Annotated in this window: 22 protein-coding genes; 13 read left to right on the top strand and 9 right to left on the bottom strand. The window is 58.2% G+C overall.

Going from position 1 to position 22,426, the window contains the following annotated elements; all coding sequences use genetic code 11:
- Positions 1-55: 55 nt before the first annotated feature.
- Both panC and panB read right to left on the bottom strand, forming a co-directional pair.
- A complete protein-coding gene (gene panC, locus ACR0JW_RS18625) occupies positions 56-898 on the bottom strand; it encodes a pantoate--beta-alanine ligase (RefSeq protein WP_170679970.1) in 843 nt (280 codons plus the stop codon).
- Entirely contained in the window at positions 895-1,734 is an 840-nt protein-coding gene (gene panB / locus ACR0JW_RS18620) for a 3-methyl-2-oxobutanoate hydroxymethyltransferase (RefSeq protein ID WP_170679968.1), read from the bottom strand. Before panB ends, panC begins: the two co-directional genes overlap by 4 nt.
- Positions 1,735-1,917: 183 nt before the next feature.
- Here panB and ACR0JW_RS18615 point away from each other — a divergent pair, with 183 nt between their 5' ends.
- From ACR0JW_RS18615 to ACR0JW_RS18590, 6 genes are all read left to right on the top strand, one after another.
- Entirely contained in the window at positions 1,918-3,393 is a 1,476-nt protein-coding gene (locus ACR0JW_RS18615; RefSeq protein WP_170680297.1) for an ABC transporter substrate-binding protein, read from the top strand.
- Between the two features lie 96 nt (positions 3,394-3,489).
- Positions 3,490-4,524: a ligand-gated ion channel gene (locus ACR0JW_RS18610; protein WP_170679966.1), complete on the top strand. Its 1,035-nt coding sequence runs from the start codon at positions 3,490-3,492 to the stop codon at positions 4,522-4,524.
- A gap of 40 nt (positions 4,525-4,564) precedes the next feature.
- The gene (locus ACR0JW_RS18605) at positions 4,565-5,512 is read left to right on the top strand and encodes an ABC transporter permease (RefSeq protein WP_170612937.1); all 948 of its coding nucleotides are present in this window, start codon (positions 4,565-4,567) and stop codon (positions 5,510-5,512) included.
- Positions 5,509-6,324 carry an ABC transporter permease gene (locus ACR0JW_RS18600; protein ID WP_170824956.1) on the top strand — a complete coding sequence of 272 codons (816 nt, stop codon included), beginning with the start codon at positions 5,509-5,511 and terminating at the stop codon, positions 6,322-6,324. The genes ACR0JW_RS18605 and ACR0JW_RS18600 overlap by 4 nt, the downstream gene beginning before the upstream one ends.
- A complete protein-coding gene (locus ACR0JW_RS18595; protein WP_480714290.1) occupies positions 6,321-7,919 on the top strand; it encodes an ABC transporter ATP-binding protein in 1,599 nt (532 codons plus the stop codon). Before ACR0JW_RS18600 ends, ACR0JW_RS18595 begins: the two co-directional genes overlap by 4 nt.
- A 34-nt stretch (positions 7,920-7,953) precedes the next feature.
- Positions 7,954-9,408, top strand: coding sequence for an aldehyde dehydrogenase family protein (locus ACR0JW_RS18590; protein WP_170679960.1), 1,455 nt, complete (start codon positions 7,954-7,956; stop codon positions 9,406-9,408).
- Position 9,409: 1 nt separating this feature from the next.
- Here ACR0JW_RS18590 and pncB read toward each other — a convergent pair whose 3' ends face one another.
- Entirely contained in the window at positions 9,410-10,702 is a 1,293-nt protein-coding gene (pncB, locus tag ACR0JW_RS18585) for a nicotinate phosphoribosyltransferase (protein ID WP_170679958.1), read from the bottom strand.
- Between the two features lie 272 nt (positions 10,703-10,974).
- Between pncB and ACR0JW_RS18580 the strand changes: the two genes are divergently transcribed.
- Positions 10,975-11,424 (top strand): hypothetical protein, encoded by a 450-nt coding sequence (locus ACR0JW_RS18580; protein ID WP_480714289.1) that lies wholly within the window; start codon positions 10,975-10,977, stop codon positions 11,422-11,424.
- Here ACR0JW_RS18580 and pncA read toward each other — a convergent pair.
- Complete coding sequence (gene pncA / locus ACR0JW_RS18575) at positions 11,421-12,014, bottom strand: bifunctional nicotinamidase/pyrazinamidase (protein WP_170679954.1); 594 nt, start codon at positions 12,012-12,014, stop codon at positions 11,421-11,423. The two genes, ACR0JW_RS18580 and pncA, sit on opposite strands and share 4 nt — an antisense overlap.
- A gap of 96 nt (positions 12,015-12,110) precedes the next feature.
- Here pncA and trhO point away from each other — a divergent pair, with 96 nt between their 5' ends.
- Entirely contained in the window at positions 12,111-13,016 is a 906-nt protein-coding gene (gene trhO, locus ACR0JW_RS18570) for an oxygen-dependent tRNA uridine(34) hydroxylase TrhO (protein ID WP_170679952.1), read from the top strand.
- 41 nt (positions 13,017-13,057) lie between these two features.
- Positions 13,058-13,600, top strand: a complete 543-nt coding sequence (locus ACR0JW_RS18565; protein WP_480714288.1) for an ion channel — start codon at positions 13,058-13,060, stop codon at positions 13,598-13,600.
- Between the two features lie 25 nt (positions 13,601-13,625).
- Here ACR0JW_RS18565 and ACR0JW_RS18560 read toward each other — a convergent pair whose 3' ends face one another.
- From ACR0JW_RS18560 to ACR0JW_RS18540, 5 genes are all read right to left on the bottom strand, one after another.
- A complete protein-coding gene (locus ACR0JW_RS18560; RefSeq protein ID WP_170612952.1) occupies positions 13,626-13,955 on the bottom strand; it encodes a hypothetical protein in 330 nt (109 codons plus the stop codon).
- Positions 13,956-14,453: 498 nt separating this feature from the next.
- Positions 14,454-16,589, bottom strand: a complete 2,136-nt coding sequence (locus tag ACR0JW_RS18555) for a hypothetical protein (RefSeq protein ID WP_480714287.1) — start codon at positions 16,587-16,589, stop codon at positions 14,454-14,456.
- Positions 16,586-17,455, bottom strand: a complete 870-nt coding sequence (gene motA, locus ACR0JW_RS18550) for a flagellar motor stator protein MotA (RefSeq protein WP_480714302.1) — start codon at positions 17,453-17,455, stop codon at positions 16,586-16,588. Before motA ends, ACR0JW_RS18555 begins: the two co-directional genes overlap by 4 nt.
- 626 nt (positions 17,456-18,081) lie before the next feature.
- Positions 18,082-18,600: a hypothetical protein gene (locus ACR0JW_RS18545; RefSeq protein WP_170824954.1), complete on the bottom strand. Its 519-nt coding sequence runs from the start codon at positions 18,598-18,600 to the stop codon at positions 18,082-18,084.
- Positions 18,601-18,609: 9 nt separating this feature from the next.
- Complete coding sequence (locus tag ACR0JW_RS18540) at positions 18,610-19,101, bottom strand: flagellar basal body-associated FliL family protein (protein ID WP_170679944.1); 492 nt, start codon at positions 19,099-19,101, stop codon at positions 18,610-18,612.
- Between the two features lie 119 nt (positions 19,102-19,220).
- On the opposite strand from ACR0JW_RS18540, the gene fliF reads away from it, so the two are divergent.
- From fliF to fliP, 4 genes are read left to right on the top strand one after another with little or no spacing between them, the layout of a single operon-like run.
- The gene (gene fliF / locus ACR0JW_RS18535) at positions 19,221-20,816 is read left to right on the top strand and encodes a flagellar basal-body MS-ring/collar protein FliF (RefSeq protein ID WP_170679942.1); all 1,596 of its coding nucleotides are present in this window, start codon (positions 19,221-19,223) and stop codon (positions 20,814-20,816) included.
- Positions 20,816-21,412: an ABC transporter ATP-binding protein gene (locus ACR0JW_RS18530; protein WP_170679940.1), complete on the top strand. Its 597-nt coding sequence runs from the start codon at positions 20,816-20,818 to the stop codon at positions 21,410-21,412. Before fliF ends, ACR0JW_RS18530 begins: the two co-directional genes overlap by 1 nt.
- The gene (locus ACR0JW_RS18525; protein WP_170679938.1) at positions 21,405-21,692 is read left to right on the top strand and encodes a FliM/FliN family flagellar motor C-terminal domain-containing protein; all 288 of its coding nucleotides are present in this window, start codon (positions 21,405-21,407) and stop codon (positions 21,690-21,692) included. The genes ACR0JW_RS18530 and ACR0JW_RS18525 overlap by 8 nt, the downstream gene beginning before the upstream one ends.
- A complete protein-coding gene (gene fliP, locus ACR0JW_RS18520; RefSeq protein WP_170679936.1) occupies positions 21,692-22,423 on the top strand; it encodes a flagellar type III secretion system pore protein FliP in 732 nt (243 codons plus the stop codon). The genes ACR0JW_RS18525 and fliP overlap by 1 nt, the downstream gene beginning before the upstream one ends.
- Positions 22,424-22,426 lie beyond the last annotated feature (3 nt).

Below are 22,426 nucleotides of genomic sequence, written 5' to 3'. Positions count from 1 at the left end.
TCCCGTTTGGTTTTGCAGAACTTTAGCGCAAACAATGACAATCGTGCCAGAGCGTTCAGACAGGAATGTTGTCGATCAGCCGAACACCTTCAAGCCAGGCCGCCGCCAGCAGACGGGCAGGCCGCTCGGCATGGCTCAAGGGTTCCAGTGTCTCGGCGCAGTGCAGTTTCAAATATTCCACCTGCGCAAAGCCAGCAGCCAGCAGGGCAGTGTGCGCCTTCGAAGCCAGCGGATCGAAAGCTACCCCGCCATCCAGCGCGTCCGCCAGTTCCTGCATGACCCTGCTCATCTTCGCGGCAGTCTTCAACCCTTCGGGTGACAAACGCAGATTGCGCGAGGACATGGCAAGACCCGAGGGTTCGCGCACCGTGGGGCATCCGATCACCTCGATGGGGATATCCAGATCCCGCGCCATCCGGCGAACGACCAACAGTTGCTGATAGTCTTTTTCCCCGAAATAGGCTCGATCTGACTGTGTTTGCAGGAACAGTTTTGCGACCACCGTGGCGACTCCGTCGAAGTGACCGGGGCGGAATTCGCCCTCAAGCACATTGGTCAGACCCATGACAGATACATTGGTGGCGAAGCCCTGCGGGTAAATTTCCTCAGGCTCAGGCACGTAGATCGCGTCGACACCCAATGGGGCCAGCTTCTGCGCGTCCTCGATTTCGGTGCGCGGATAATTGGCCAGATCCTCGGGGTTGTTGAACTGTTTGGGGTTCACAAAGATCGTGACGATCACCCTTTCGGTGCCCGCCTTCGCGGCCTCAACCAGCGACAGATGCCCCAGGTGCAACGCACCCATGGTGGGAACAACCCCGATCACCTCGCCCTTGCGGCGCCAATCGCTGGTCAGCGCGCGTAAGTCCGCCAGACGGCGAAGGATTGGAGCGGTCATTTCCCGGGTCCCTTGGACGGCGTCCGGTCGGCAAAGACATGTTCGTCCGCCGGAAAAGTCCGCGCCCGGACTTCGGCGGCGTATTCGGCAATGGCAGCTTCGGCCAGAGGGCCAAGCTCGGCATACCGTTTGACGAATTTCGGTTTGAAGGCGGTGAAAAAGCCAACCATGTCGTCTACCACGAGGATCTGCCCATCGCACCCAGCGGACGCACCGATACCGATCGTCGGGATCGCAATCTCAGCCGTAATGCGGTCGGCCAACCCTTGCGGAACTTTCTCTAACACGACGGAAAATGCACCGGCTTCGGCGACGGCATGGGCGTCGGCCAGCACAGCGTGGGCCTGATCATCGCGGCCCTGCACCTTGTAGCCGCCCAGCGTGTTGATCGATTGCGGCGTCAGGCCGATATGGGCCATCACCGGGATGCCACGCCTGACCAGAAAGCGGATCGTCTTGGCCATCTCAACGCCGCCTTCCATCTTGACTGCGCCCGCGCCGGTCTCTGCCATCAGGCGGGCCGCGTTCTTGAACGCCTGTGCCGGGTCGTGTTCGTAGCTGGCAAAGGGCATGTCGATGACCATCAAGGCCGTCTCCAACCCGCGCGCGACGGCCTGGCCATGCAGGATCATCATCTCCATCGTTACCCCAAGGGTCGATTCCAGCCCGTGCAGCACCATGCCGACGCTGTCGCCCACCAGAACAAAATCGCAATGGGTATCCATCAGCCGCGCCATCGGAGTGGTATAGGCGGTCAGGCTGACCAATGGATCACCGCCTTTTCGGGCGCGAATATCCTCGGCATTTGGGGCTTTTTTGCGGGCTGTGGCGCTCATGCTCGTTCCTGCAGGGTCAATGTTGCAGTGCAGCATAGCAGATCGCGCGCTGGCGAAGAAACCCCGGTTGCGCGAACATTTCCTTGAATGACCCAAGGTTTAGAGTGACATTGTTATCAATAAAGCCGGTGACAGCATGAGCCGGTCTGTTTTCAGTGGGGAGTTAATTTCGTGACAATACAGATGTTTCGACCCTTTGTGTCAGCACTGGCCGTCAGTGTCGGCCTGTTTGCCAGCCAAGCCCTGGCCAAATCAGATATCACAATAGCGATGGGGCTTGAGCCGCCGCATCTGGACCCGACAAGCGCGGCAGCACAAGCGATAGATTCGGTCGTTTACACCAATATCTTCGAGGGCCTGACCCGTTTCAGGGGTGACGGATCCGTTGTCCCGGGTTTGGCGGAAAGCTGGGAGATTTCGGATGATGGCACCGAATACACCTTCACGCTGCGCGACGGGGTGACGTTCCATGACGGCACGACCATGGATGCCGAGGACGTTAAATTCAGCCTGGATCGCGCCCGCGCCGAAGACAGCGCCAATGCGCAAAAGGCGTTGTTCGCCGGAATTCAGGATGTCGAGGTTGTTGACCCGCTGATCGTCAAAGTCACCTTGTCCGAACCCAATGGCAATTTTCTGTTCAACATGGCCTGGGGCGACGCGGTGATCGTTGCGCCCGAAAGCATCGAAAACATCAAGACAAATCCGGTCGGCACCGGCGCTTATACCTTTGGCAATTGGGTTCAGGGCGACAGCATTACGCTGAACCGCAATCCTGATTACTGGGGTGACCAGCCCGCACTGGAAACGGCCACCTTCAAGTTTATCTCGGACCCGACCGCTGCCTTTGCCGCCATGATGGCCGAGGATGTGGACGTTTTCGACATTTACCCGGCTCCCGAGAATCTGCCTCAGTTTGAGGCCGATCCGCGGTTTCAGGTTCTGGTCGGCTCGACCGAAGGCGAGACGATTCTGTCGACGAACAACAAGCTGACCCCGTTCGATGACATTCGCGTTCGCCAGGCGCTGGCTCATGCTATTGATCGTCAGGCCATCATTGACGGCGCCATGTTCGGATACGGCACGCCAATCGGCACACATTTCGCGCCGCACAACCCGGCTTATGTCGATCTGACCGGCAATTCTGCCTACGACCCTGAAAAGGCAAAGGCGCTTCTGGCCGAGGCGGGTCTGGAAAACGGGTTCGAAACCACGCTGCATCTGCCGCCGCCATCTTATGCCCGCCGTGGCGGTGAAATCATTGCCGCGCAGCTGGCCGAGGTCGGAATAACGGCCGAAATCATCAACGTGGAATGGGCGCAATGGCTTGAGACGGTGTTCAAAGGCAAAGAGTTCGGCCTGACCATCGTAAGCCACACGGAACCGATGGATATCGGTATCTACGCGCGCCCCGACTATTATTTCCAGTATGACAGCACGGATTTTCAGGCCCTGATGGATACCCTGAATTCCACGACCGATCCTGACGAACGCGCACGGCTTCTGGGCGAGGCGCAACGGCTGATTTCGAATGACTACGTCAATGGATATCTGTTCCAGCTGGCAAAGCTGGGCGTGGCCAGGGCCGGAGTGCAAGGGCTGTGGCAGAATGCGCCCACCGCCGCAATTGATCTGACAGGGATCAGCTGGTCAGAATAATATCACGCTGGGGCCGCGCCTGGCGGCCCCGGTGATCCCCAACTCAAAGCGAGCCTGAATGTGAAACTGGTCCGCGTCATATGTCTCCTGGCTGTGATGACATGCCTCTCTGCGATCGGGGGCGGGCCGGCATTGGCGCAGAACACGCTGGGCGGCGGGCTTCACGCGCTGAAGGGGACACCGGAAAACCCGCTGCAGGTCGGGATCGGCATCCGGATCGATCAGATCACAAGCGTGGATCAGAAGGCTGAAAATTACGGGGCCGTCGTAATATTGAGGGCCGAATGGACCGATCCGACGCTGGCCTTTGACCGGGATGACGTCGGACGCGAAATTCAGGTCTTTAACCCTCCGGTGCTAGCCAATCACGCCCGCGAATTGGGGGCGGTATTGCCTGCGTTTGTGGTGCATAACCAGCAATCCAACAAGTGGGTCCATGAAGCCGCCGCCTCGCTGCGCCATGACGGGCATGTTGTCTATGTAGAGAAATCCTCGCTGACTTTGCAGGCCCCGCATTTCGATTTCCGGAAATACCCCTTCGACACGCAGCAGTTCTATTTCGAAGTCGTCTCGGTTTTTCCGACTGAATACGTGTCCTATTACCCGCTCGAGGCCCATTCCGGCCTCGGCGATCTGCTGGGTGAGGAAGAGTGGATCTTGGACAACGCCCGGGTCGAACACTCGACCGTGATCGGACTGTCCGGCCGGGACAGTGATCAGATCGCCCTGGCCTTCGAGGGTCACCGGCACCTGACCTATTATGTGATCCGGGTATTCCTGCCGATGCTGGTGCTGATCTCTGTCGGCTGGGCGCTGTTTTTTCTGGATGAATACCGCCGCCGGATCGAGATCGCCGGGGGTAACCTGCTGGTATTCGTGGCCTTCAACTGGGCCATTTCCGCGGATCTGCCCAAGCTGGGCTACCTGACTTTTCTGGACTTCATATTGCAATGCATGTTCCTGATGACCGGGGCGCTGATCGTGTTCAATGTTGCGCTGCGCAAACTGAAAGTGTCCGGTCGCGAGGACGCGGCACGAAACCTGGACAACTACGCGATCAAGTGGATCTACCCGCTGGGTTACGCAGCCATTGTCGGCTATGCGGTTTTTGCCTTTCTGATGACACCTTAGGTGCTGGACCCGTGCGGTATGCGCCCCTAACGTGGTTCTGATGCTGCGCTATGCCCTCAAACGTCTGATTTCTTTGCTGATCAGCCTCGCCGTCGCCTCGGTTGTCATCTTCGCGGTGATCGAGGTCGCGCCGGGTGATCCGGCCTCTTTCATGCTGGGCGTGAATGCACAGCCCGATACTTTGGCGGCGCTGCGGGCTGAACTTGGGCTGGATGGGACCAAGCTGCAACGGTATCTGAACTGGGTCGGCGGCATGCTGGTGGGGGATTTTGGCACGTCCTATACGTATCGCACACCTGTTTCCCAGATGATCGCGGATCGTCTTTGGGTGTCGCTCCCCCTCGCGCTCTATGCGTTGACGCTGTCTACCCTGATCGCCTTTCCCGCCGGAATCTACGCTGCATCCCGCCGTGGCAAGCCGGGTGATCTGGCCGTTATGGGTGCCACGCAGCTGGGCATCGCGGTGCCGAATTTCTGGTTTGCGATGATGCTGGTGCTGATCTTCGCCATCAACCTGCGCTGGTTCAATGCGGGAGGGTTTGCAGGATGGAAGGATGGCCTTTGGACCGGTCTGCATTCCTTGACCCTGCCTGCAATTGCGCTGGCCTTGCCGCAGGCGGCGATTCTGGCGCGTGTGATGCGGTCGGCCCTTCTGGACATTCTGGGTGAGGATTTCATGCGCACTGCCCGGGCTAAGGGGTTGACCCGCCGCCGGGCGTTGTGGCGGCATGGGGTTAGAAACGCGCTGATCCCGGTATTGACCATCATCGGGCTGCAGTTTTCCTTCCTTCTGGCCGGCTCGATCATCATCGAGCAGGTGTTCTATCTGCCCGGCCTCGGGCGACTGGTGTTTCAGGCCATCTCGGCGCGCGACCTGATCGTAGTGGAATCCGTGGTCATGCTGCTGGTCTTCGCCGTCATCACCGTCAATTTCCTGGTCGACCTGGCCTACGCCGCCGTTGATCCAAGGTTAAGGAGCCGGACATGAGCCGAAACCTGATCCTCGGCACTGCGCTGTCCTCGCTGGTTCTGCTGGCGGCCCTTTTGTCATTTGTCTGGACGCCCTACGACCACGCCACGCTGAACATCCCCGGCAAGTTGCAGACTCCGGACTCAATGCACTGGTTCGGAACCGACCATTTCGGGCGCGACATGTTTTCGATGATCATGGTCGGTGCGCGCACGTCGATTGCGGTGGCGCTGGTGGCTGTTGGCATCGGCATGGCGCTGGGCGTGCCCTTGGGACTGGCGGCGGCCGCCCGCAAAGGATCCTGGCTGGACGAGGTGATCATGCGCGGCAACGATCTGGTCTTTGCCTTCCCTTCGCTGGTCATAGCCATCCTGATCACCGCTGTTTTCGGCGCCGGTGCGATCAACGCGATCATCGCCATCGGGATCTTCAACATCCCGGTCTTCGCCCGAATTACCCGCGGCGCAGCCTTGTCGCTGTGGGAGCGGGAGTTTATTCTCGCCGCCCGTGTCTCGGGCAAGGGCGCGGCGCGAATATCGATCGAACATATCCTGCCCAACGTCGCCAATCTGCTGATCGTGCAGGGCACGATCCAGTTCAGCCTTGGCATCCTGGCCGAGGCGGGCCTGTCCTATGTCGGACTGGGTGCGCAACCGCCCACGCCAAGCTGGGGGCGGATGCTGGCGGATGCGCAGACGATGGTCAGTTTTGCCCCGCATTTGGCTCTGATTCCGGGGGTAGCGATCATCGTCACGGTTTTGGGGCTGAACCTGTTGGGCGATGGTCTGCGCGACTTTCTGGATCCACGTATTCGGGTGGCCCGCACATGAGCCTGCTGCAAATCGAAAACCTGTCATTGTCGATTCATGGCGCGCCGATCCTCAGACAAGTCGGCCTGACAATTGATCCCGGACAGATCGTGGCCGTAACCGGTGAAAGTGGATCCGGCAAATCCATGACCGCGCTGGCCGTGATGCAGTTGTTGCCGAACGGAGCGGTGGCCAACGGCACCATTCAGCTGGACGGACAGGACCTGATGCAGCGGTCCGAGAGCCAAATGTGCGCCCTGCGTGGCGCGGCCATCGGCATGGTGTTCCAGGAACCGATGACTGCGCTCAACCCGGTCATGACGATCGGTGATCAGGTGACGGAAACGATTCTGATCCACAAAGCGATGTCACCCGCCAAAGCCCGCGAGCAAACGCGCGAAGTTCTGACGCGCGTCGGCCTGCCGCCCGACCGGTTTCCGCTGTCGCGCTATCCGCACGAACTATCTGGCGGTCAGCGTCAGCGCGTGGTGATCGCAATGGCCATCGCCTTGCGCCCTCGGCTTCTGATCGCTGATGAACCGACCACCGCACTGGATGTCACCACGCAGGCACAGATTCTGGACCTTTTGAAGGGGCTGGTTCGCGAATACGGCATGGGATTGCTGATGATCACCCATGACCTGGCGGTTGTCGCCGACATGGCGGACCAGATTATTGTCATGCGCCATGGCGAAGTGGTGGAAAGGGGTGCAACGAATGATCTGCTGCGGAACATGCAGCACCCCTATACCCGTATGTTGTTCGAAGCCTCGGACCATCAGGTTACACTTCCCGATCCCGTTCGACCGGGCCCGCTGCTGGAGGTGACAAATGTCGTTCGTGACTACCGTTTGCCCCGCAGGCGGTTATTCGAAACACCTGCTCGCCACCGGGCGGTGGATGACGTCAGCTTTACCCTCAGCCGGGGTGAGCGCCTTGGTCTGGTCGGAGAGTCCGGTTGTGGAAAATCGACACTAACACGGGCAATTCTAGGACTTGAAGATGTTCAGGGTGGGCAGATTCTGTTGAACGGGCAGCCTGTTTTTGCGGCCCACAAGCCCAATCTTGCGGTGCGCCGTAACATGCAGGTGGTGTTTCAGGACCCATTTGGCAGCTTCAACCCACGCCATCGTGTCGGGCGGCTGATCACCGAGCCGTTTCACCTGCTGGACACCCCGCCGACGGGATCAGAGCGGCAGGACAGGATTTCCGATATGCTGACGGCCGTTGGCCTCAGCCCCGGTGACGCCGGAAAGTACATACATGAATTCTCGGGTGGGCAGCGTCAGCGGATCGCCATCGCCCGTGCGCTGATCATTCGGCCGGAACTGATCCTGTTTGACGAAGCGGTCTCGGCGCTGGATGTATCGGTTCGGGCGCAAATCCTTGACCTGCTGGCCGAGCTTTGTGCGACCTATGATCTGACCTATCTGTTCATAAGCCACGATCTGAGCGTCGTTCGCACGATCACGGATCGGGTCATGGTGATGCAATCCGGACGAATTGTTGAACAGGGTGAGACTGAAGCCGTCTTCAGCAATCCTCAGCATCCTTATACACAAAAGCTGATTTCCGCTGCGCCAAAGCTGCCGGATTACAATCGAGGTGCCGCGTAAACTACCTTGTTAGAGCCTTAATTGGAGACTTTGAATGACTGATCAGATCTGGTTTGACCCAACTCGGTGTCTGATAGCAGGCGAGTGGATATTACCGATCAGCGGCGGTACCTTGCCCCTGACCAATCCCTCGGACGGATCAGAAATCTGCCAGATTGCGCGCGGCACGAAGCAGGATATCGATGCTGCTGTTGGCGCGGCCCGGTCCGCTTCGAATGGAGCGTGGGGCCGAATGACGGCGCTGGACCGAGGACGTATTCTGACCCGCTTGGGGCAACTGGTTCTGGAAAAGGTCGAAGACCTTGCCACTCTCGAGGCGATGGATGTCGGCAAACCTCTTACCCAGGCTCGCGCAGATGCAGTTGCGTTGGCGCGCTATTGCGAGTTCTACGGTGGCGCAGCAGACAAGGTCATGGGCCAGACGATTCCATATCTGGACGGCTATACTGTCTACACGCTGCGCGAGCCGCACGGGGTTACCGGCCACATCGTGCCCTGGAACTACCCGATGCAGATCATCGGCCGGTCTGTTGGCGCTGCGTTGGCGATGGGCAATGCCTGTGTTCTGAAACCCGCAGAAGAGGCATGCCTGACCGCGCTGGCTTTTGCGCATCTGGCGCTTGAAGCCGGCTTGCCGCCCGGCGCGCTGAACGTCGTGCCCGGGCTTGGGGCCGAGGCCGGAGCGGCGCTGTCGGCACATCCGGATGTCGACCACATCTCATTTACCGGATCCGTTGCCACGGGCGCATTGGTGCAGCAGGCGGCGGGGCGCAACGTGGTGCCGGTGACGCTGGAACTGGGCGGAAAGTCTCCTCAACTGGTGTTTGACGATGCCGATCTGGATGCTGCGCTGCCCTTTCTGGTGAACGCAGGGATTCAAAATGCCGGCCAGACCTGTTCCGCCTCGTCTCGCATATTGGTGCAGCGCGGTATCTACGATCAGGTCCGATCGCGCATGGCCCAAGCTTATGAACAGTTGTCCGTCGGACCGGCGATGCAGGATTTGCGGGTTGGCCCACTGATTTCAGACCGGCAAAAGCAGATCGTGACCGGGTTTCTGGAAAAGGGTGCGGATCTGAAAATCGCGGCACAAGGGCGGATCGCTGAGGGTGCGCCGGAAAGTGGCGCTTATGTTCGCCCGACCCTGTTCTCGGACGTGCCGCCGGATCACGTCCTGGCCCGGGACGAGATATTTGGCCCGGTACAGGTTCTGATCCCTTTCGACACTGAGGAACAGGCTCTAAATATAGCCAACAGCACCGATTACGGCCTGGTTGCCAGCATCTGGACCCGCGACGGGGCGCGGCAGATGCGGCTGGCGAAACAACTGCGTTCGGGACAGGTATTCATCAACAATTACGGTGCAGGTGGCGGGGTCGAATTGCCCTTTGGCGGGGTGGGAAAATCCGGTCACGGACGCGAAAAAGGGTTCGAGGCGCTGTACGGGTTCTCGCAACTGAAAACGGTGGCGGCTTTCCACGGGCGATGATCTAGACGATCACTTCGATCGCCTTTTGCGCGCCAACACCGAATACACGCTTGTAGCGTTCGATCTGATCCGCCGGACCCATAGCCTTTTCGGGATTGTCCGATAGCTTCACTGTCGGTCGGCCATTGGCAGAAACTGCCTTGCACACCAGCGAAAACGGCGCCAGCGCATCATTTGGCACGAGCCCCCGGAAATCATTGGTCAACAGGGTCCCCCAACCGAAGGACACGTTGACCCGTTCCGCAAACTGGCCGTGCAATTCCTGAATTTTTGCAACATCCAGCCCGTCTGAAAAAATGATACGTTTCTGGCGCGGATCTTCGCCGCGGGATTTCCACCAGTCGATGGCAATCTCGGCTCCGGCGGCCGGATCGCCGCTGTCAATACGAATGCCGGTCCATCCGGCCAGCCAGTCGGGCGCGCTGTCCAGAAACCCCTTGGTGCCATAGGTATCGGGCAGAATGATCCGCAGGTTGCCGTCATGTTCCTCGTGCCAGTCGCTCAGGACGTCATAAGGCGCCTGGGCCAGGTCCGCGTCGCTATCGGCCAGTGCGGAATAAACCATGGGCAGTTCATGGGCATTGGTGCCGATGGCCTCGACCTCGCGTCGCATCGCGATCAGGCAGTTCGACGTTCCGGTGAACGAACTGCCCAGCCCTTCGATCATTGCTTGAACGCACCAGTCCTGCCACAGGAAGGAATGACGCCGGCGGGTTCCGAAGTCGGCAATCCCCAAGCCGCCAATACCGCGCAGTTGCTCGATCTTTTCCCAGACCCGTGTCATCGCACGGGCATATAGTACCTGCAGTTCGAACCGGCGCATGTCATTCAGAACCGCGCGCGACCGCAGTTCCATCAACACCGCCAGCGCCGGGATTTCCCACAGCATGACCTCGTGCCATTTGCCCTCAAAGGTCAGCTCGTACTGATCGCCTTTGCGTTCCAGGTGATAGGGCGGCAGGCGCAGGTTTTCGAACCATTCCATGAAATCCGACCGGAACATCTGCCGCTTTCCGTAGAAAGTATTGCCGCGCAGCCACGTGCTTTCGCCACGGCTGAGGCTGAGCGAGCGGATATGATCCAGTTGCTCGCGCAGTTCGCCTTCATCGATGAGTTTCGCCAGCGGAATGTGATTCGACCGGTTGATCAGCGAAAAAACGACGTCCGTTTGGGGCTTATTTCGAAACACTGACTGGCACATCAGAAGTTTGTAGAAGTCCGTGTCGATCAAAGACCTGACAATCGGGTCGATCTTCCATTTGTGATTGTACACGCGTGTCGCAATATCGACCATGTGGAACTCCTGCGATTTCCATTGTTAGATCAATCGGAACGATGAATGGCAAGAGTCGCCCAATTGGTGACAATGACAAGGTCCAGTCACATTGCGGGCAAATTGTGTGTGCTTTTCACGGGTTAGTGAAAAGAGGGGATGGACATGTGAGTTGAGTTTAGTGAATGGGTCTCGAGTACGACTTTGATATTGTAACGATTGCACAGGACGAAGTGGAGCCAGCTCAGGCGGACACAGTAGCTTTGCAAAATGGGAAGACGCGGGCCCGAGCCTTGTTCCGCGACTTTCAGACGGCAGAAGCCCTGCGCGACACGTCACCGAATATCCGCAAAATGTTTGTGGACGCCGGGTTCGATTTTGAAACCCGGAGCAGCAGTTTGCCCAATGGTATCTACCGGGCAGAAGACGAGGATTTGCGAAACCTCGTCATCCAGCGCCTTTTTGCCAATATCAAGGCCACGGGCCTGGCGGGTGAGTATTGTGGTGAATTTGATTTGTGGGCGTTTCTGAACGGCATCAAAACCGCCCGCCCACAAGGGAAACGCCGCCGAAAACCACCAATACAGTTGCTGCCCTACATTCAGCCTGAACCGGAAAGCGCACCGCAACCGGTGCCGCCCAAACGGCGGACGCTGCCCTGGCGCGTTGGAATCGCGCTGGGTCTGGCTGTGCTGTTGATTATCCTGCTCAGATTTCTGGCAGCAGCCGGCGCGACGCCTTAGATCAGGGTGACGCCGGCCTTGTGCATGGCGTTTTCTGCCGCCTTCAAGGATCCGTCCAGATCAATGGCGCGACAGGCCGCCATCCTGACAGTCACGTCAAATCCCAGACGCGCCGCGTCAAGTGCTGAAAACTGAACACAAAAATCAGTGGCCAACCCGACAAGCGTCAGTTTGGTGATGCCACGTGTGTTCAGATACCCCTCCAGGCCGGTGGGTGTTTTCTGGTCGTTCTCAAAAAAGGCCGAATAGCTGTCGACGGCAGGGCGAAATCCTTTGCGAATGATCAAATCCGCGTCGGTTCTGAGCCCCGCATGAAACGCGCCGCCCTGGCTGCCCTGAATGCAATGATCCGGCCACAAAACCTGCGGACCATAGGGCATCTCGATCGATTCAAATGGGTTCCGGCCGGGATGCGAACTTGCAAATGATGAATGCCCCTCCGGGTGCCAATCCTGGGTCAGAATGACCGCGTCGAAATCATCCATCATGTCATTTATTGGGACAACCACTTCGTCGCCGCCGGGAACAGCCAGCGCGCCGCCGGGGCAGAAATCGTTCTGAATATCGATCACGATCAGGGCATGAGTCATGCGGACCTCCTTCCGTCGATCTATCGGTAGGCGGGCAGATGGGGGGCGTCAATCCGTTCTCTTGCGACTCTGCGCGGGTGGTATTAGATCGCGCGCATGTACACAATCGCCGCTCTCTATCACTTTACCCGATTCGCCGATCACGCCGCACTGCGTGAGCCATTGCTGGAACTGTGTCAGGCGCAGTCCGTCAAAGGAATCCTGCTGCTGGCGCAAGAAGGGATCAATGGCACAATTGCAGGCCCGCGATCCGGGATCGATGCTGTTCTGGCCCATATCCGCGCCCTTCCGGGTTGCGCCGATCTGGAATGGAAAGAGGCTTCGTCGGATCATCCGCCCTTTGGCCGGATGAAAGTGCGCCTGAAGAAAGAGATCGTGACAATGGGGCAGCCGGATGTCGATCCGCAGGCCCGCGTCGGTCACTATGTCGAACCTGAAGACTGGAACGACCTGATCCGCTCGGATGACGTTGTGCTGATCGATACGCGAAACGATTATGAGGTGGCGATCGGCACTTTTGAGGGCGCAATAGACCCTAAAACAGCCAGTTTTCGCGATTTTCCGGATTGGTGGGAGGCGAACAAGGACCGTTTCCACAACAAACGTGTCGCCATGTTCTGCACTGGTGGTATCCGATGCGAAAAATCCACCAACTACCTGCTGGGACAGGGGGTCGACGATGTCTATCACCTGAAAGGTGGGATTCTGCGGTATCTCGAAGAGGTTCCGGCCGAAGACAGCACCTGGCAGGGGGAATGTTTTGTGTTCGACAACCGTGTCTCGGTCGGGCACGGGTTGGTCGAAGGGCCGCATAATCTGTGTCATGGCTGCCGGCGCCCGATTCTGCCGGAAGACACGAAGCGGCCAGAATACGAGCATGGCGTTTCATGCCATCATTGCATCAATGAGACCTCGGAGGCGGACAAGATGCGCTTTCGCGAACGGCAGAAACAGATTGCACTGGCCCGCGCCCGTGGTGACGCGCATCTGGGCGTGAACTGACCCCCATGTGTTAAGGGTTGTCGATTTCCGCCGGAATGCGGATGATCGCGCATACGCAACTGTCCGGAACACCCATGTCGACCGAACCAAGAACGCTGGAAGAATGGAAATCGACTTTGGCCGCCGCCTTCGGGCTGGTTCTGGTCAGCTTTCTGGCCTGGTACGCTCTTTCCCGCCTCAACGAGGCCACGGCAGGGAATACGATTGGCACGATTGCTTCGGGCGCGCTGGTGCTGTGGCTGATCTCGCAGACCTGGTACTACATGACTCAGGTCACGTCTCCCCGGCGTCAGCTGTTGTTGATGGGAATATCGTTCATACAGGTGGTGCCGTTTCTGTTCGCTGCGGCTTACGGCGCGTTCGGCTATTATGACCTGTGTGTTGTCGGCGCAAAAGGTCCGGCCGATGTTCTGTATTTCTCATATGTGACTTTCACGACCGTTGGGTTTGGAGATCTGAAACCCGCCGGTCTGTGCCGCGGCCTGGCAGTGGCCGAAGCGATCACCGGCTACATTCTGCTGGGCCTGTTCGTGGCCGCGGCAGTTGGGCTGTATGGGCGCGAACACAACAGGCATCCGCACTGACCCCTGAATACCCTCGCAACAGAGTCTATTTGTTGCTGTCAATCCACTGCGACATGCGTTGCTTGTCGCGAAAGCACTCGGAAGGAATAGGCCGGCGTTTGCTGCGTGAAATACGTTCGGCAAAGGCCACCTGCTTGCCAGTCGGGTAATTGGCGAAGGGTGAAGGATCGTTAGGTTTGTGTGCCGAAATCCAGTCCGACATTGATTTTCGGTCCCGCTGCGCCTCAACTGGAATTTCCAGAGCAGACTTTTCCGCAATGGCACGGGCATATCGCATCTGCCGGTCCGTCACTGGCAGCATGTGATAGTCGTTGCTGGGCGCATCAAACCAGCTTTGGCGGGCAGCGTTGGTCATAGCTCGAAAACCTCCGTTCCACATGAGAACAAATATAGAACATTTTAGGAACTTTTCAAGATTTCCGCTGACCGGCTTCTGATTGAGCCGATATTTGTCCAGCCTGTCCCCTCGCCATGCGAGCAATTTGGCGCGTTTTTTTTGCGTCCAATGGAAATGAAGGAACGATTCGGTGTGAATTCAACCCATGTTCGGTCACGTCGCCGATAGTGGCAGGTTGAACGGCGACAATGCGCGCGAATTGTATTGCGCCCGGATCGGCCTGCTTTTGATCAGTCTGCTAAGTGAAATTAGATCGAAGCTTACTGCTTCTCGAAACCTTAGACTCTGTACATCAAGATCAATCGACCGAGAAAGCGCTGCCGAATAGGTAAGGAGAGATTAAGCCCGGTAAGACTAAAGTTACCTTTCCCACGGCATTACAGTGCTGTTTGTGATCGAACAGCCGATGCGTCTATTCCCTCGAACCACTCATGCAATCGTGGGCAGTGGCTTTCGTTAAGGATCAAGCGCGGCAAGCAACTCGGCAATCTTTTGGCGGGTATCTTCACTATCTTTCAAAAGATATGCCGCATTTGCCAGCGGTTTGGCCGGGTTTCGTGCTGGTTGTTTTGCCAATGCCCGCGTCGTTGCGGCAATCTTTGCGAACTGCCCGTTTTGATCTGCTGTTTGATCTGTCAGATTGGCCAGCCAGAAATACCTATCGGCTTCATTCAGCGTCCCAAGCTTCTTCGATAGTTCACCGGCTTTTTCGAAATCTCCGACAGTACGGGCCGCCTCGATCCGAAGTAGGTCGGCTTGAACGCTATCATCGTCGGCAAGCTCGAGCATGGCTTGATGAGGACGCCCGCCCAGCAAGGCCGCGCGAGCCCTCAGCCTTGCACGCTCCGACCGTTTGATACTGTCTTGCGGACGGCTGGCGAAGAAATGGGCCTTTGACGCAAACCCGAGCGTCGCCAGCCGATCGGAAAGTGCGATGGCGGTTTCGGTGCTCAGATCCGACACGAAGTCATCCGCCAAGCCCAGGGTTCGGCGCAGAAATGTCACGTCATCCGAGCGTTCCGCCACCATCAAAATAACCTGGTCCAGCGTTCCCGCCCTGCCTTCACCCGCAGGCAGGCTTTCGGCAAGATCCACCGCCGCATCGAACTGGTCACTCAGGCTCAGCGCCACTGCATGGGCTTGCATCATCATTGACCCAATTTCCGATCTCTGGAACTCCCGCACATATGCTGCCGCCAGATCGACGTCCCGAGCCGAGACCACACCCCTTTCCCCCCAGCGTTTTTTTATCAGTTGCGCCAGCGCCAGCGGGGCTTCCAGCACGGCATCTGGTGACGAGATGACTTCGTTCAGTAAAGCCTCTGTTTGCAGGTCATCCCCTTCAGCACTGGCAACCGCAGCTTTCGCGCGACTGACCTCAGGCCGGCTTTCGGGCTCAACTCTGTCGATTGTCCGCAGGATCCGCCGCGCCGCCTCAAGTTTCTGGCCTTCCACCAGGATATTCGCCAATGAAGGGCCGAAGTGGCGCTGAAGATGGTTTGGCAGGCGCGGGAAAGCTTGTTCAATGGCCTTCAGATCAGCGTCGGCCCGCAATGTCCGTTCACTTAACACCGACCAGAGCGCGGCGTCACTGGCGCACCCTTGAAGATCTTCGAACGGGTTCGGTTCAGCGACTGTCTGATCGTCAATGATCCGGGCAATGGCCGCGATCCGGTCCCTATCGGAAGATTGCGAAGTGGTCAGATCCAGCACCTGTAAAGCCTCGATTCCGAAACCGTGGAAAGCGTATAGTCTTGCCAGTTTCATGACAGCTTCCGAATCCACACGATCAAACTCTTCAAAGTGTCCGACTCGCAGATCGGCTATCTGTTCGGAAAAGGAACGCCCGTCTGACCAGCTATCAAACCCGATTTCCGCGCGTGTCAGGCAGGCCGGGCGCGAAGGCACCGGTGGAATGTCCAGCACCGGAAAGCCCGGCAAGTCCTCCAGCACTGACGAAACCCGGAAACTCGGCTCCAGGTCCGGCAAATCTCCCAAAGCGTCGACCTCAGGCACCCGGCGTGGTCCTTGACCGGCAAGGTTCAGGTCAAGGATGTCGCGATCCGCTCCTTGCACGAACCGCGTAGAAAGCCGTTCTTCTATTCTCTGCAATCCTTGTTCAAGAAGCGGCAGTGCAAATGGCTCTGGTGCCCGGTCAGACGCGGATTGTACTTGCTCGAAACCCTGCGAGATGTCTGGCACGGACACCAACAATGGGCCAAGTGGTGGCAGGATATCCGCCGGGGCAATATCGATGACGATCATCGTGTCCTGATACAGAAAGGCAGACGCGGCACAGTCACACCCGAATTCCATGTCCAATTCGGCACCAGACCGAGCCTGAGAAAGCGTGCTCAAACGGGCGCTTGAGAGTCGGGCAAAGACAGACCCTGTTTCGAACCTGACATCGTCAATGGCCACCTTCAGACGCGCACCGTTCTTTTTCTGGGTCAAAGCCCACTCGGTTCCATGAGGCACCTGCGCGACAAGCCGCGTGTGCCCGTCATGTTCGCCGGATCGAACCGTGACGGATTGTGCCGCGGCACAATTGGCGACCACGAACAGAGAAATAGCAAGAGCACCCCGGATCATGCCGCCGCCTGTTTGAGTTCCTTCAGCGCATCCTCCAGTTCGGCAAAGCCGGGGCGGTTGTGCCTTGGCGTGTTTTGTCGTCCGACTTCAATACACATTGCAGCGTTGTGGTTGTGCAGGTTGGCAACCAGAACCTCTTTGATCAGTTGATAAAAATGGTTGTCCTCCTCGACCACTGCCTTCAGTTTCCCCGCGAACGGTCCGACCAGGCCATAGGCCAGAAAGACACCCAGAAACGTGCCGACCAGGGCGCCGCCGATCAGCTTTCCCAGAACTTCGGGTGGCTGGTCGATCGATCCCATCGTCTTGATCACACCCAGAACCGCCGCGACAATTCCCAGCGCTGGCAGCCCGTCCGCCACGGTCTGCAACGCGTGGCTGGAATGCATGGCATGGTGGAAATTGGCCTCCATCCGTTTTTCCAGCACTTCTGCCACCTGATGCGGATCGTCATAATTCATGGCCGCTGATCGCATCGTGTCACAGATCAGATCCACCGCTTCCTGGTCTGCCTGAATTTTCGGATATGCGGAAAACAGAGTAGAGTTTTCGGGTTCTTCGATATGCTGTTCAACCTCGACCGGGTTGGCTTTGGCCATGCGGATCAGGGAAAACAACAGGCACAGCAGGTCGCGGTAATCCTGCGGTTTCCATTTGGGTCCCTTGAATACCTTTCCCATGTCTTTGGCGGTATGCTTGACCGCGCTCATGTCGTTGCTGATCAGAAATGCCCCAACAGCGGCTCCGCCGATCATCATCATTTCAAAAGGCAATGATTTCATAATGATAGCCATCTTGCCGCCAGCTGCGAGATAGCCGCCGAAAACCATGACGAAAATGACGATGATTCCTACAAGTCCGATCATCTGCGTTCTCCGGCAAAATGTGTTTTGGGTACGACCAATAGTTTCATCATTCTTCGGGGCCGAAGCGTTGCGACCTGCCATCACGACGCTCACCGTGTAGGCGACCTCGGGCGGGAGCCCGGCAAGAATGCCGGCCGCAGCATCGGAAGGCATTCGGGCCAGAAAACCTGCAGAGAACACCGGGTCCATGGTTTCGAATAATGCGGCGGCGTCTTTCGGCTTCATGCTTTGGTACATGTCCGTAAGCTTGCTCAGATCGCTTTCGGCGGCCGTGTCGGCGATGGCCAAAGTGGCTCGCAGGTCCTGTTCCGCCTGCTGCAGGGCAATCAGGCGGGATTCGATGGCCTGATCTGCTATTTCCAAGGCCTTTTCCCTATTCAGAAGGGTGTTTTCACGTTGTACCAGCTGTTCTTCCCGGCGAAGCAGTTCGGTCAGCAGAACCTGAACATCCGGTGCCTTTTGAGAAGCAGGTTGCAGCAGTGGCTGAGACGGGTCGGCAGCCTTTGCAAGGGCGGGGCCGGCTTCCAGACCCAATCGGATCACAGCGGACCCGACCATCAGCAAGGAAATCACAGTCAATACTCCGCCACGAGACCGACCCCGCCTGCTTGGCGTTTTTCGTTGTTTCATGGCGTAGCCTCGCCTGATTTGCGGGCATGCCTGAAAAACATCAGACCTTCCGGCTGTCCCTTAGGCTGAGGTGCGACCTCGAAATCCTCGTGTTTCTCCGTATCCGGTTGCTTTGTGGGACCCTGTGGCGCCGGGGTCTCCGAATCCACCGCCGGTTCAATCGCGGAGTTTTCTGTCTCGGCTTCACCGGGCTCAGGGTCTTCCGGACCTGGGCCAACGTTGTCCTCGTCCGGGACAATGTCGTGCATTGAAGCCATCATCAGCTCGAGACGCCCGGCTACGGACTCGGCACGCTGGGTCAGCTCCTTTAAAGCAACTCCGGATTGATCGGAGGCAGACCGGGCCGACTCAAGCGATCTTTTTAGCGCGTCCGCCTGCGAGGACAGAACCGCCACGGCACCACCGACACCCTGCTCCAGATCAGTGAATTTCCGGAGCCGCCGCGACAGTACAAAACAATACAGACCGGCGCCAAGCGCGCCTGCAACAAGCAAAATATCCGCAATCAGCTCCAATTTCGCCTCCTAATTCAGTACAAATTCCATCACCAGAACATCGCGGACGCGCCCTTTGCCCACGACAATTTCGATACGCCGCAGCAGGTGTCCACGAATGCGGATCAAAGCCAGCGAATCCTCCAAGTCTTCGACTTCGATCGCGCGGAGATAACCATTGAGAACGTCCATGATGCGGGGCTTCATCTTTTCGACATCACCGATGTAGGGTGCATTCACTTCAAGCTGGGCATGAAACCTCAGATGACGCGAATCGCCGACATCCACCGAAATGATCGCGGGTGGCAGGTCGACAAAGCCAATCTCGGGCACTGCTTCGGCAGAGATTTCAGCCGTTTCTTCATCGGATTCGGTACCGTTGCCAGCCAGCGGCAACAGGCCGGACGTTGCCAGAAAATAACCGCCGGCCGCACCCAGAACGGCCAAAACCGCCCCGACGATCAGGCCCGTTTTCCTCGGTTTTACCGGGGCTTCGCTTTCTTCAGCCGTTGCGTCAGCCATGGCGTCCTCATCCATCCGTTCGGCCACCGTCATAACCCCGCAGGGACTAACCGATTGTTAAGGGCAATCGTCCAAACAGAGGTTGCGCCGGGCAGAATGTCGGCGAGTCGGAGGTGAGAGTGCAGCAGATCGGAACTGTCTGGGCAAATTTGGACAGGCGTAGGCAAATTGTCGTCGCCGGTGCGGTGGTGCTGGTTTTTCTTGGGGTTCTTGCCATGTCCCGGCTGGTGACGGCACCGTCGATGACGTTGTTATATGCCGGGCTCGAAAGTGGGGCCGCTGGCGATATTGTCCGGGCTCTGGATCAGCGCGGGGTTGCATACGAGATTCGCGGCGGTTCGATTTATGTCCCCGGAACGCAGCGGGATGAACTGCGCATGACGCTCGCCAGCGAGGGGTTGCCTGCAAACGGCAACCGCGGGTACGAACTGCTCGACTCGCTTAGCGGGTTCGGCACCACGTCGCAGATGTTCGATGCCGCCTACTGGCGCGCCAAGGAAGGTGAGCTTGCCCGGACCATCGTCGGCAGTGCCTATGTCAGTCAGGCCCGTGTTCATATCGCCAACAGTTCTTCCAACCCGTTCCAGCGCAGCGCCGCGCCAACAGCATCGGTGTATCTGGTGCCTTCGGGTGGTCAGATTACAGCAGATCAGGCCCGTGCTATTCGCTTTCTGGTGTCGTCGGCGGTCAGTGGCCTGACCCCGGAAAACGTGGCGGTTATCGATTCAAACGGAGCGGTGATCGGCGCGCAGGAAAGCCAGGCCGCGGCAGACACGGCTGATGACAAGGCCCGAACCCTGCGCGAGCGGGTTTTGCGCCTGGTCGAGGCCCGCGTTGGTGCGGGAAACGCAGTGGTCGAAGTCAGTGTCGATACGGTGACAAGAACTGAATCGATCCGCGAACGCCGCATCGATCCCGAAACGCGCGTGGCGATCAGCACGGATGTAGAAGAACGTTCGGACAGTGCGCGCAACCAGTCCTCGGATGTGACTGTCGCGTCGAACCTTCCGGATGGCAACGCTGCAAGCGGTGACGAATCTAACTCCACTGCGACCCAGACCCGGGAACGGGTGAATTACGAAGTGTCCGAGACCGAACTGGAAGTGCACAACGCCCCTGGTGCGGTCAAGAGACTGACAGTGGCAGTTCTCGTCAACGGTTCCAGGGAAGTGACGGATGAAGGGACGGAAAGCTTTGTGCCGTTGCCGCAGACCGAACTGGACGCGCTTCGCGAGCTGGTCGCGTCTGCCGTTGGTTTCGACGCTGCGCGGGGCGACGTGATTACACTCAAATCGATGGATATGCCTTTAATAGAGCCTCAAGGAGTGCTGGTTTCCGGTTCCTTCTGGCCGAAACTCCATCTGGACGCCATGTCTCTGATTCAGATGGCGGTGCTGGCGATTGTCTCTCTGATCCTGGGGTTGTTTGTCATTCGCCCGATTCTGACAAAGCCGATTGCGGCCACCGCGCTTTTGCCTGCGGACCGTACGCCCGAGTCTGAGGACGCTCCGTTTCTTGTTGGTGAAATCGCGACGGCGGATGGGGTAGAGTTTGCGCAAATACCCAGTCAGGCGAAGCAGGCAGAGGTTCCCGCGCTGGGATCGCCTGCCGGCACTGACCCGGTTGACCGCTTGCGCGCACTGATCGGTGAAAAGCAGGAAGAAACAGTCGAAATTCTGCGCAGCTGGCTTGAAGAAGGTGAGGAGGCTGTGTGATGTCCATCGCACATCTCCTTGAAGACTTCTCGGCACAGGCCAGTGGTGTTCAGGTGCATCTGCTGGACGAGGACGCGCTGGAAGAGCATCGCCTTGCCGCATTTGAACACGGCTACAAGGCAGGTTGGGAGGATGCCCTGACCGCACAGGAACAAAGCCTTGATCAGGCGTCCGCTGCGCTGGCCGCCTCGCTTGAAGACATGTCCTTCACCTATCACGAGGCGCTGAACCGGATGTCGCTGTCGCTTGAGCCGATGTTCGAGGGGCTCGTCCGTCTTGTTCTGCCGGAAACGCTGGAGCGGGGCTTTGGGACCCGTCTGGTGGAGCAGTTGTGCGAATTGGCTGGCGAGCAGATCGGTCAGTCCATGCAAATACTGGTTCCTGTGGGGCAGGCGGATGGTGTCGGTGCTCTTGTGCCGCTGGGTCTGAGCCCACCCCCAAAAGTGATCGAGGATTCATCGTTGGAACCGGGGAAGGCGCGGCTGCAGGTTGGCATGTCGCAGCAGGAGGTGGATTGCAACGCCTTGCTGGCGTCGATTTCCAACGCATTCGACGCTTATCTGTTCGAGGCAAAAAAGGCACTGTCAAATGAGTGAAAATCAGACCCTAAATAACGGAAAATCAAATCCATTTGAAACTGCCCCGATCGAAGTGACGGTCTCGGTCGGTCGGGCGCGGCCATTGATCCGCGACCTGCTGGCGTTGGGCGAAAACGCGGTACTGACCCTGGACAAGCGTATCGAGGATCCCGTTGACTTGTATGTCGGCGACCAGTTGGTTGCGCGGGGGCTTCTGGAAGAATTGGAGGGCGATCAGGCCGGTCAACTGGCCGTGCGCCTGACCGAGATATCGGACCATCAGCGCGGGATCGGCTGATGCGTCCGCTGGTCTGGCTTGCCTTGGCGCTGGCGCTGCTGACCCCGTCCTTGGCGGCGGCGCAGGATGTGACCTTGTCGCTGGGCGAGGGTGGGTCGATCTCGGCGCGCACTGTGCAGCTGATCCTGTCGATCACGGTGCTGAGTCTGGCGCCCGGACTGGCCATCATGATCACCTGCTTTCCGTTTCTGGTTACGGTTCTGGCCATATTGCGGCAGGGCATCGGCCTGCAGCAGTCACCGCCGAACATGTTGATCGTCAGCTTGGCCCTGTTCTTGACCTATTTTATCATGGAGCCGGTTTTCACCGAGGCCTGGGAAACCGGAATACGCCCGATGGTTGAAGAGACAATGGATGTGGAACCGGCGCTGGAACGTGCGTTGGTTCCATTTCGCGCCTTCATGGCCGCACGAATCGACCCGGACACGTTTCAAGCCATGGCGGCCCTGCGTCCGGGCGGCGACACGATTGCGCTGTCGCCGGACGCGCCGGTATCGATTCTGATGCCGCCTTTCATGCTGTCGGAAATTGCGCGGGCCTTTCAGATCGGATTTCTGGTTTTCCTGCCGTTTCTGATCATTGATCTTGTGGTCGCAGCGGTTCTCATGTCGATGGGCATGATGATGGTTCCCCCGGCTACCGTGTCACTGCCGTTTAAACTGGCGTTTTTTGTCATCGCTGACGGGTGGTCCATGATCGCAAGCGCATTGGTGCGCAGTTACACGATCTGACAA

The organism is Ruegeria sp. BG6 (assembly GCF_056538465.1).
The sequence above is the reverse complement of the archived record's forward strand: the minus strand, read 5'-3'. Positions and strand labels throughout refer to the sequence as shown.

Excerpts from the sequence above, each read along its gene's own strand:
- panC (WP_170679970.1), bottom strand. The coding sequence starts at position 898 with ATGACCGCTCCAATCCTTCGCCGTCTGGCGGACTTACGCGCGCTGACC.
- panB (WP_170679968.1), bottom strand. The coding sequence starts at position 1,734 with ATGAGCGCCACAGCCCGCAAAAAAGCCCCAAATGCCGAGGATATTCGC.
- ACR0JW_RS18615 (WP_170680297.1), top strand. The coding sequence starts at position 1,918 with ATGTTTCGACCCTTTGTGTCAGCACTGGCCGTCAGTGTCGGCCTGTTT.
- ACR0JW_RS18610 (WP_170679966.1), top strand. The coding sequence starts at position 3,490 with ATGACATGCCTCTCTGCGATCGGGGGCGGGCCGGCATTGGCGCAGAAC.
- ACR0JW_RS18605 (WP_170612937.1), top strand. The coding sequence starts at position 4,565 with ATGCTGCGCTATGCCCTCAAACGTCTGATTTCTTTGCTGATCAGCCTC.
- ACR0JW_RS18600 (WP_170824956.1), top strand. The coding sequence starts at position 5,509 with ATGAGCCGAAACCTGATCCTCGGCACTGCGCTGTCCTCGCTGGTTCTG.
- ACR0JW_RS18595 (WP_480714290.1), top strand. The coding sequence starts at position 6,321 with ATGAGCCTGCTGCAAATCGAAAACCTGTCATTGTCGATTCATGGCGCG.
- ACR0JW_RS18590 (WP_170679960.1), top strand. The coding sequence starts at position 7,954 with ATGACTGATCAGATCTGGTTTGACCCAACTCGGTGTCTGATAGCAGGC.
- pncB (WP_170679958.1), bottom strand. The coding sequence starts at position 10,702 with ATGGTCGATATTGCGACACGCGTGTACAATCACAAATGGAAGATCGAC.
- pncA (WP_170679954.1), bottom strand. The coding sequence starts at position 12,014 with ATGACTCATGCCCTGATCGTGATCGATATTCAGAACGATTTCTGCCCC.
- trhO (WP_170679952.1), top strand. The coding sequence starts at position 12,111 with ATGTACACAATCGCCGCTCTCTATCACTTTACCCGATTCGCCGATCAC.
- ACR0JW_RS18565 (WP_480714288.1), top strand. The coding sequence starts at position 13,058 with ATGATCGCGCATACGCAACTGTCCGGAACACCCATGTCGACCGAACCA.
- ACR0JW_RS18560 (WP_170612952.1), bottom strand. The coding sequence starts at position 13,955 with ATGACCAACGCTGCCCGCCAAAGCTGGTTTGATGCGCCCAGCAACGAC.
- ACR0JW_RS18555 (WP_480714287.1), bottom strand. The coding sequence starts at position 16,589 with ATGATCCGGGGTGCTCTTGCTATTTCTCTGTTCGTGGTCGCCAATTGT.
- motA (WP_480714302.1), bottom strand. The coding sequence starts at position 17,455 with ATGATCGGACTTGTAGGAATCATCGTCATTTTCGTCATGGTTTTCGGC.
- ACR0JW_RS18540 (WP_170679944.1), bottom strand. The coding sequence starts at position 19,101 with ATGGCTGACGCAACGGCTGAAGAAAGCGAAGCCCCGGTAAAACCGAGG.
- ACR0JW_RS18530 (WP_170679940.1), top strand. The coding sequence starts at position 20,816 with ATGTCCATCGCACATCTCCTTGAAGACTTCTCGGCACAGGCCAGTGGT.
- ACR0JW_RS18525 (WP_170679938.1), top strand. The coding sequence starts at position 21,405 with ATGAGTGAAAATCAGACCCTAAATAACGGAAAATCAAATCCATTTGAA.
- fliP (WP_170679936.1), top strand. The coding sequence starts at position 21,692 with ATGCGTCCGCTGGTCTGGCTTGCCTTGGCGCTGGCGCTGCTGACCCCG.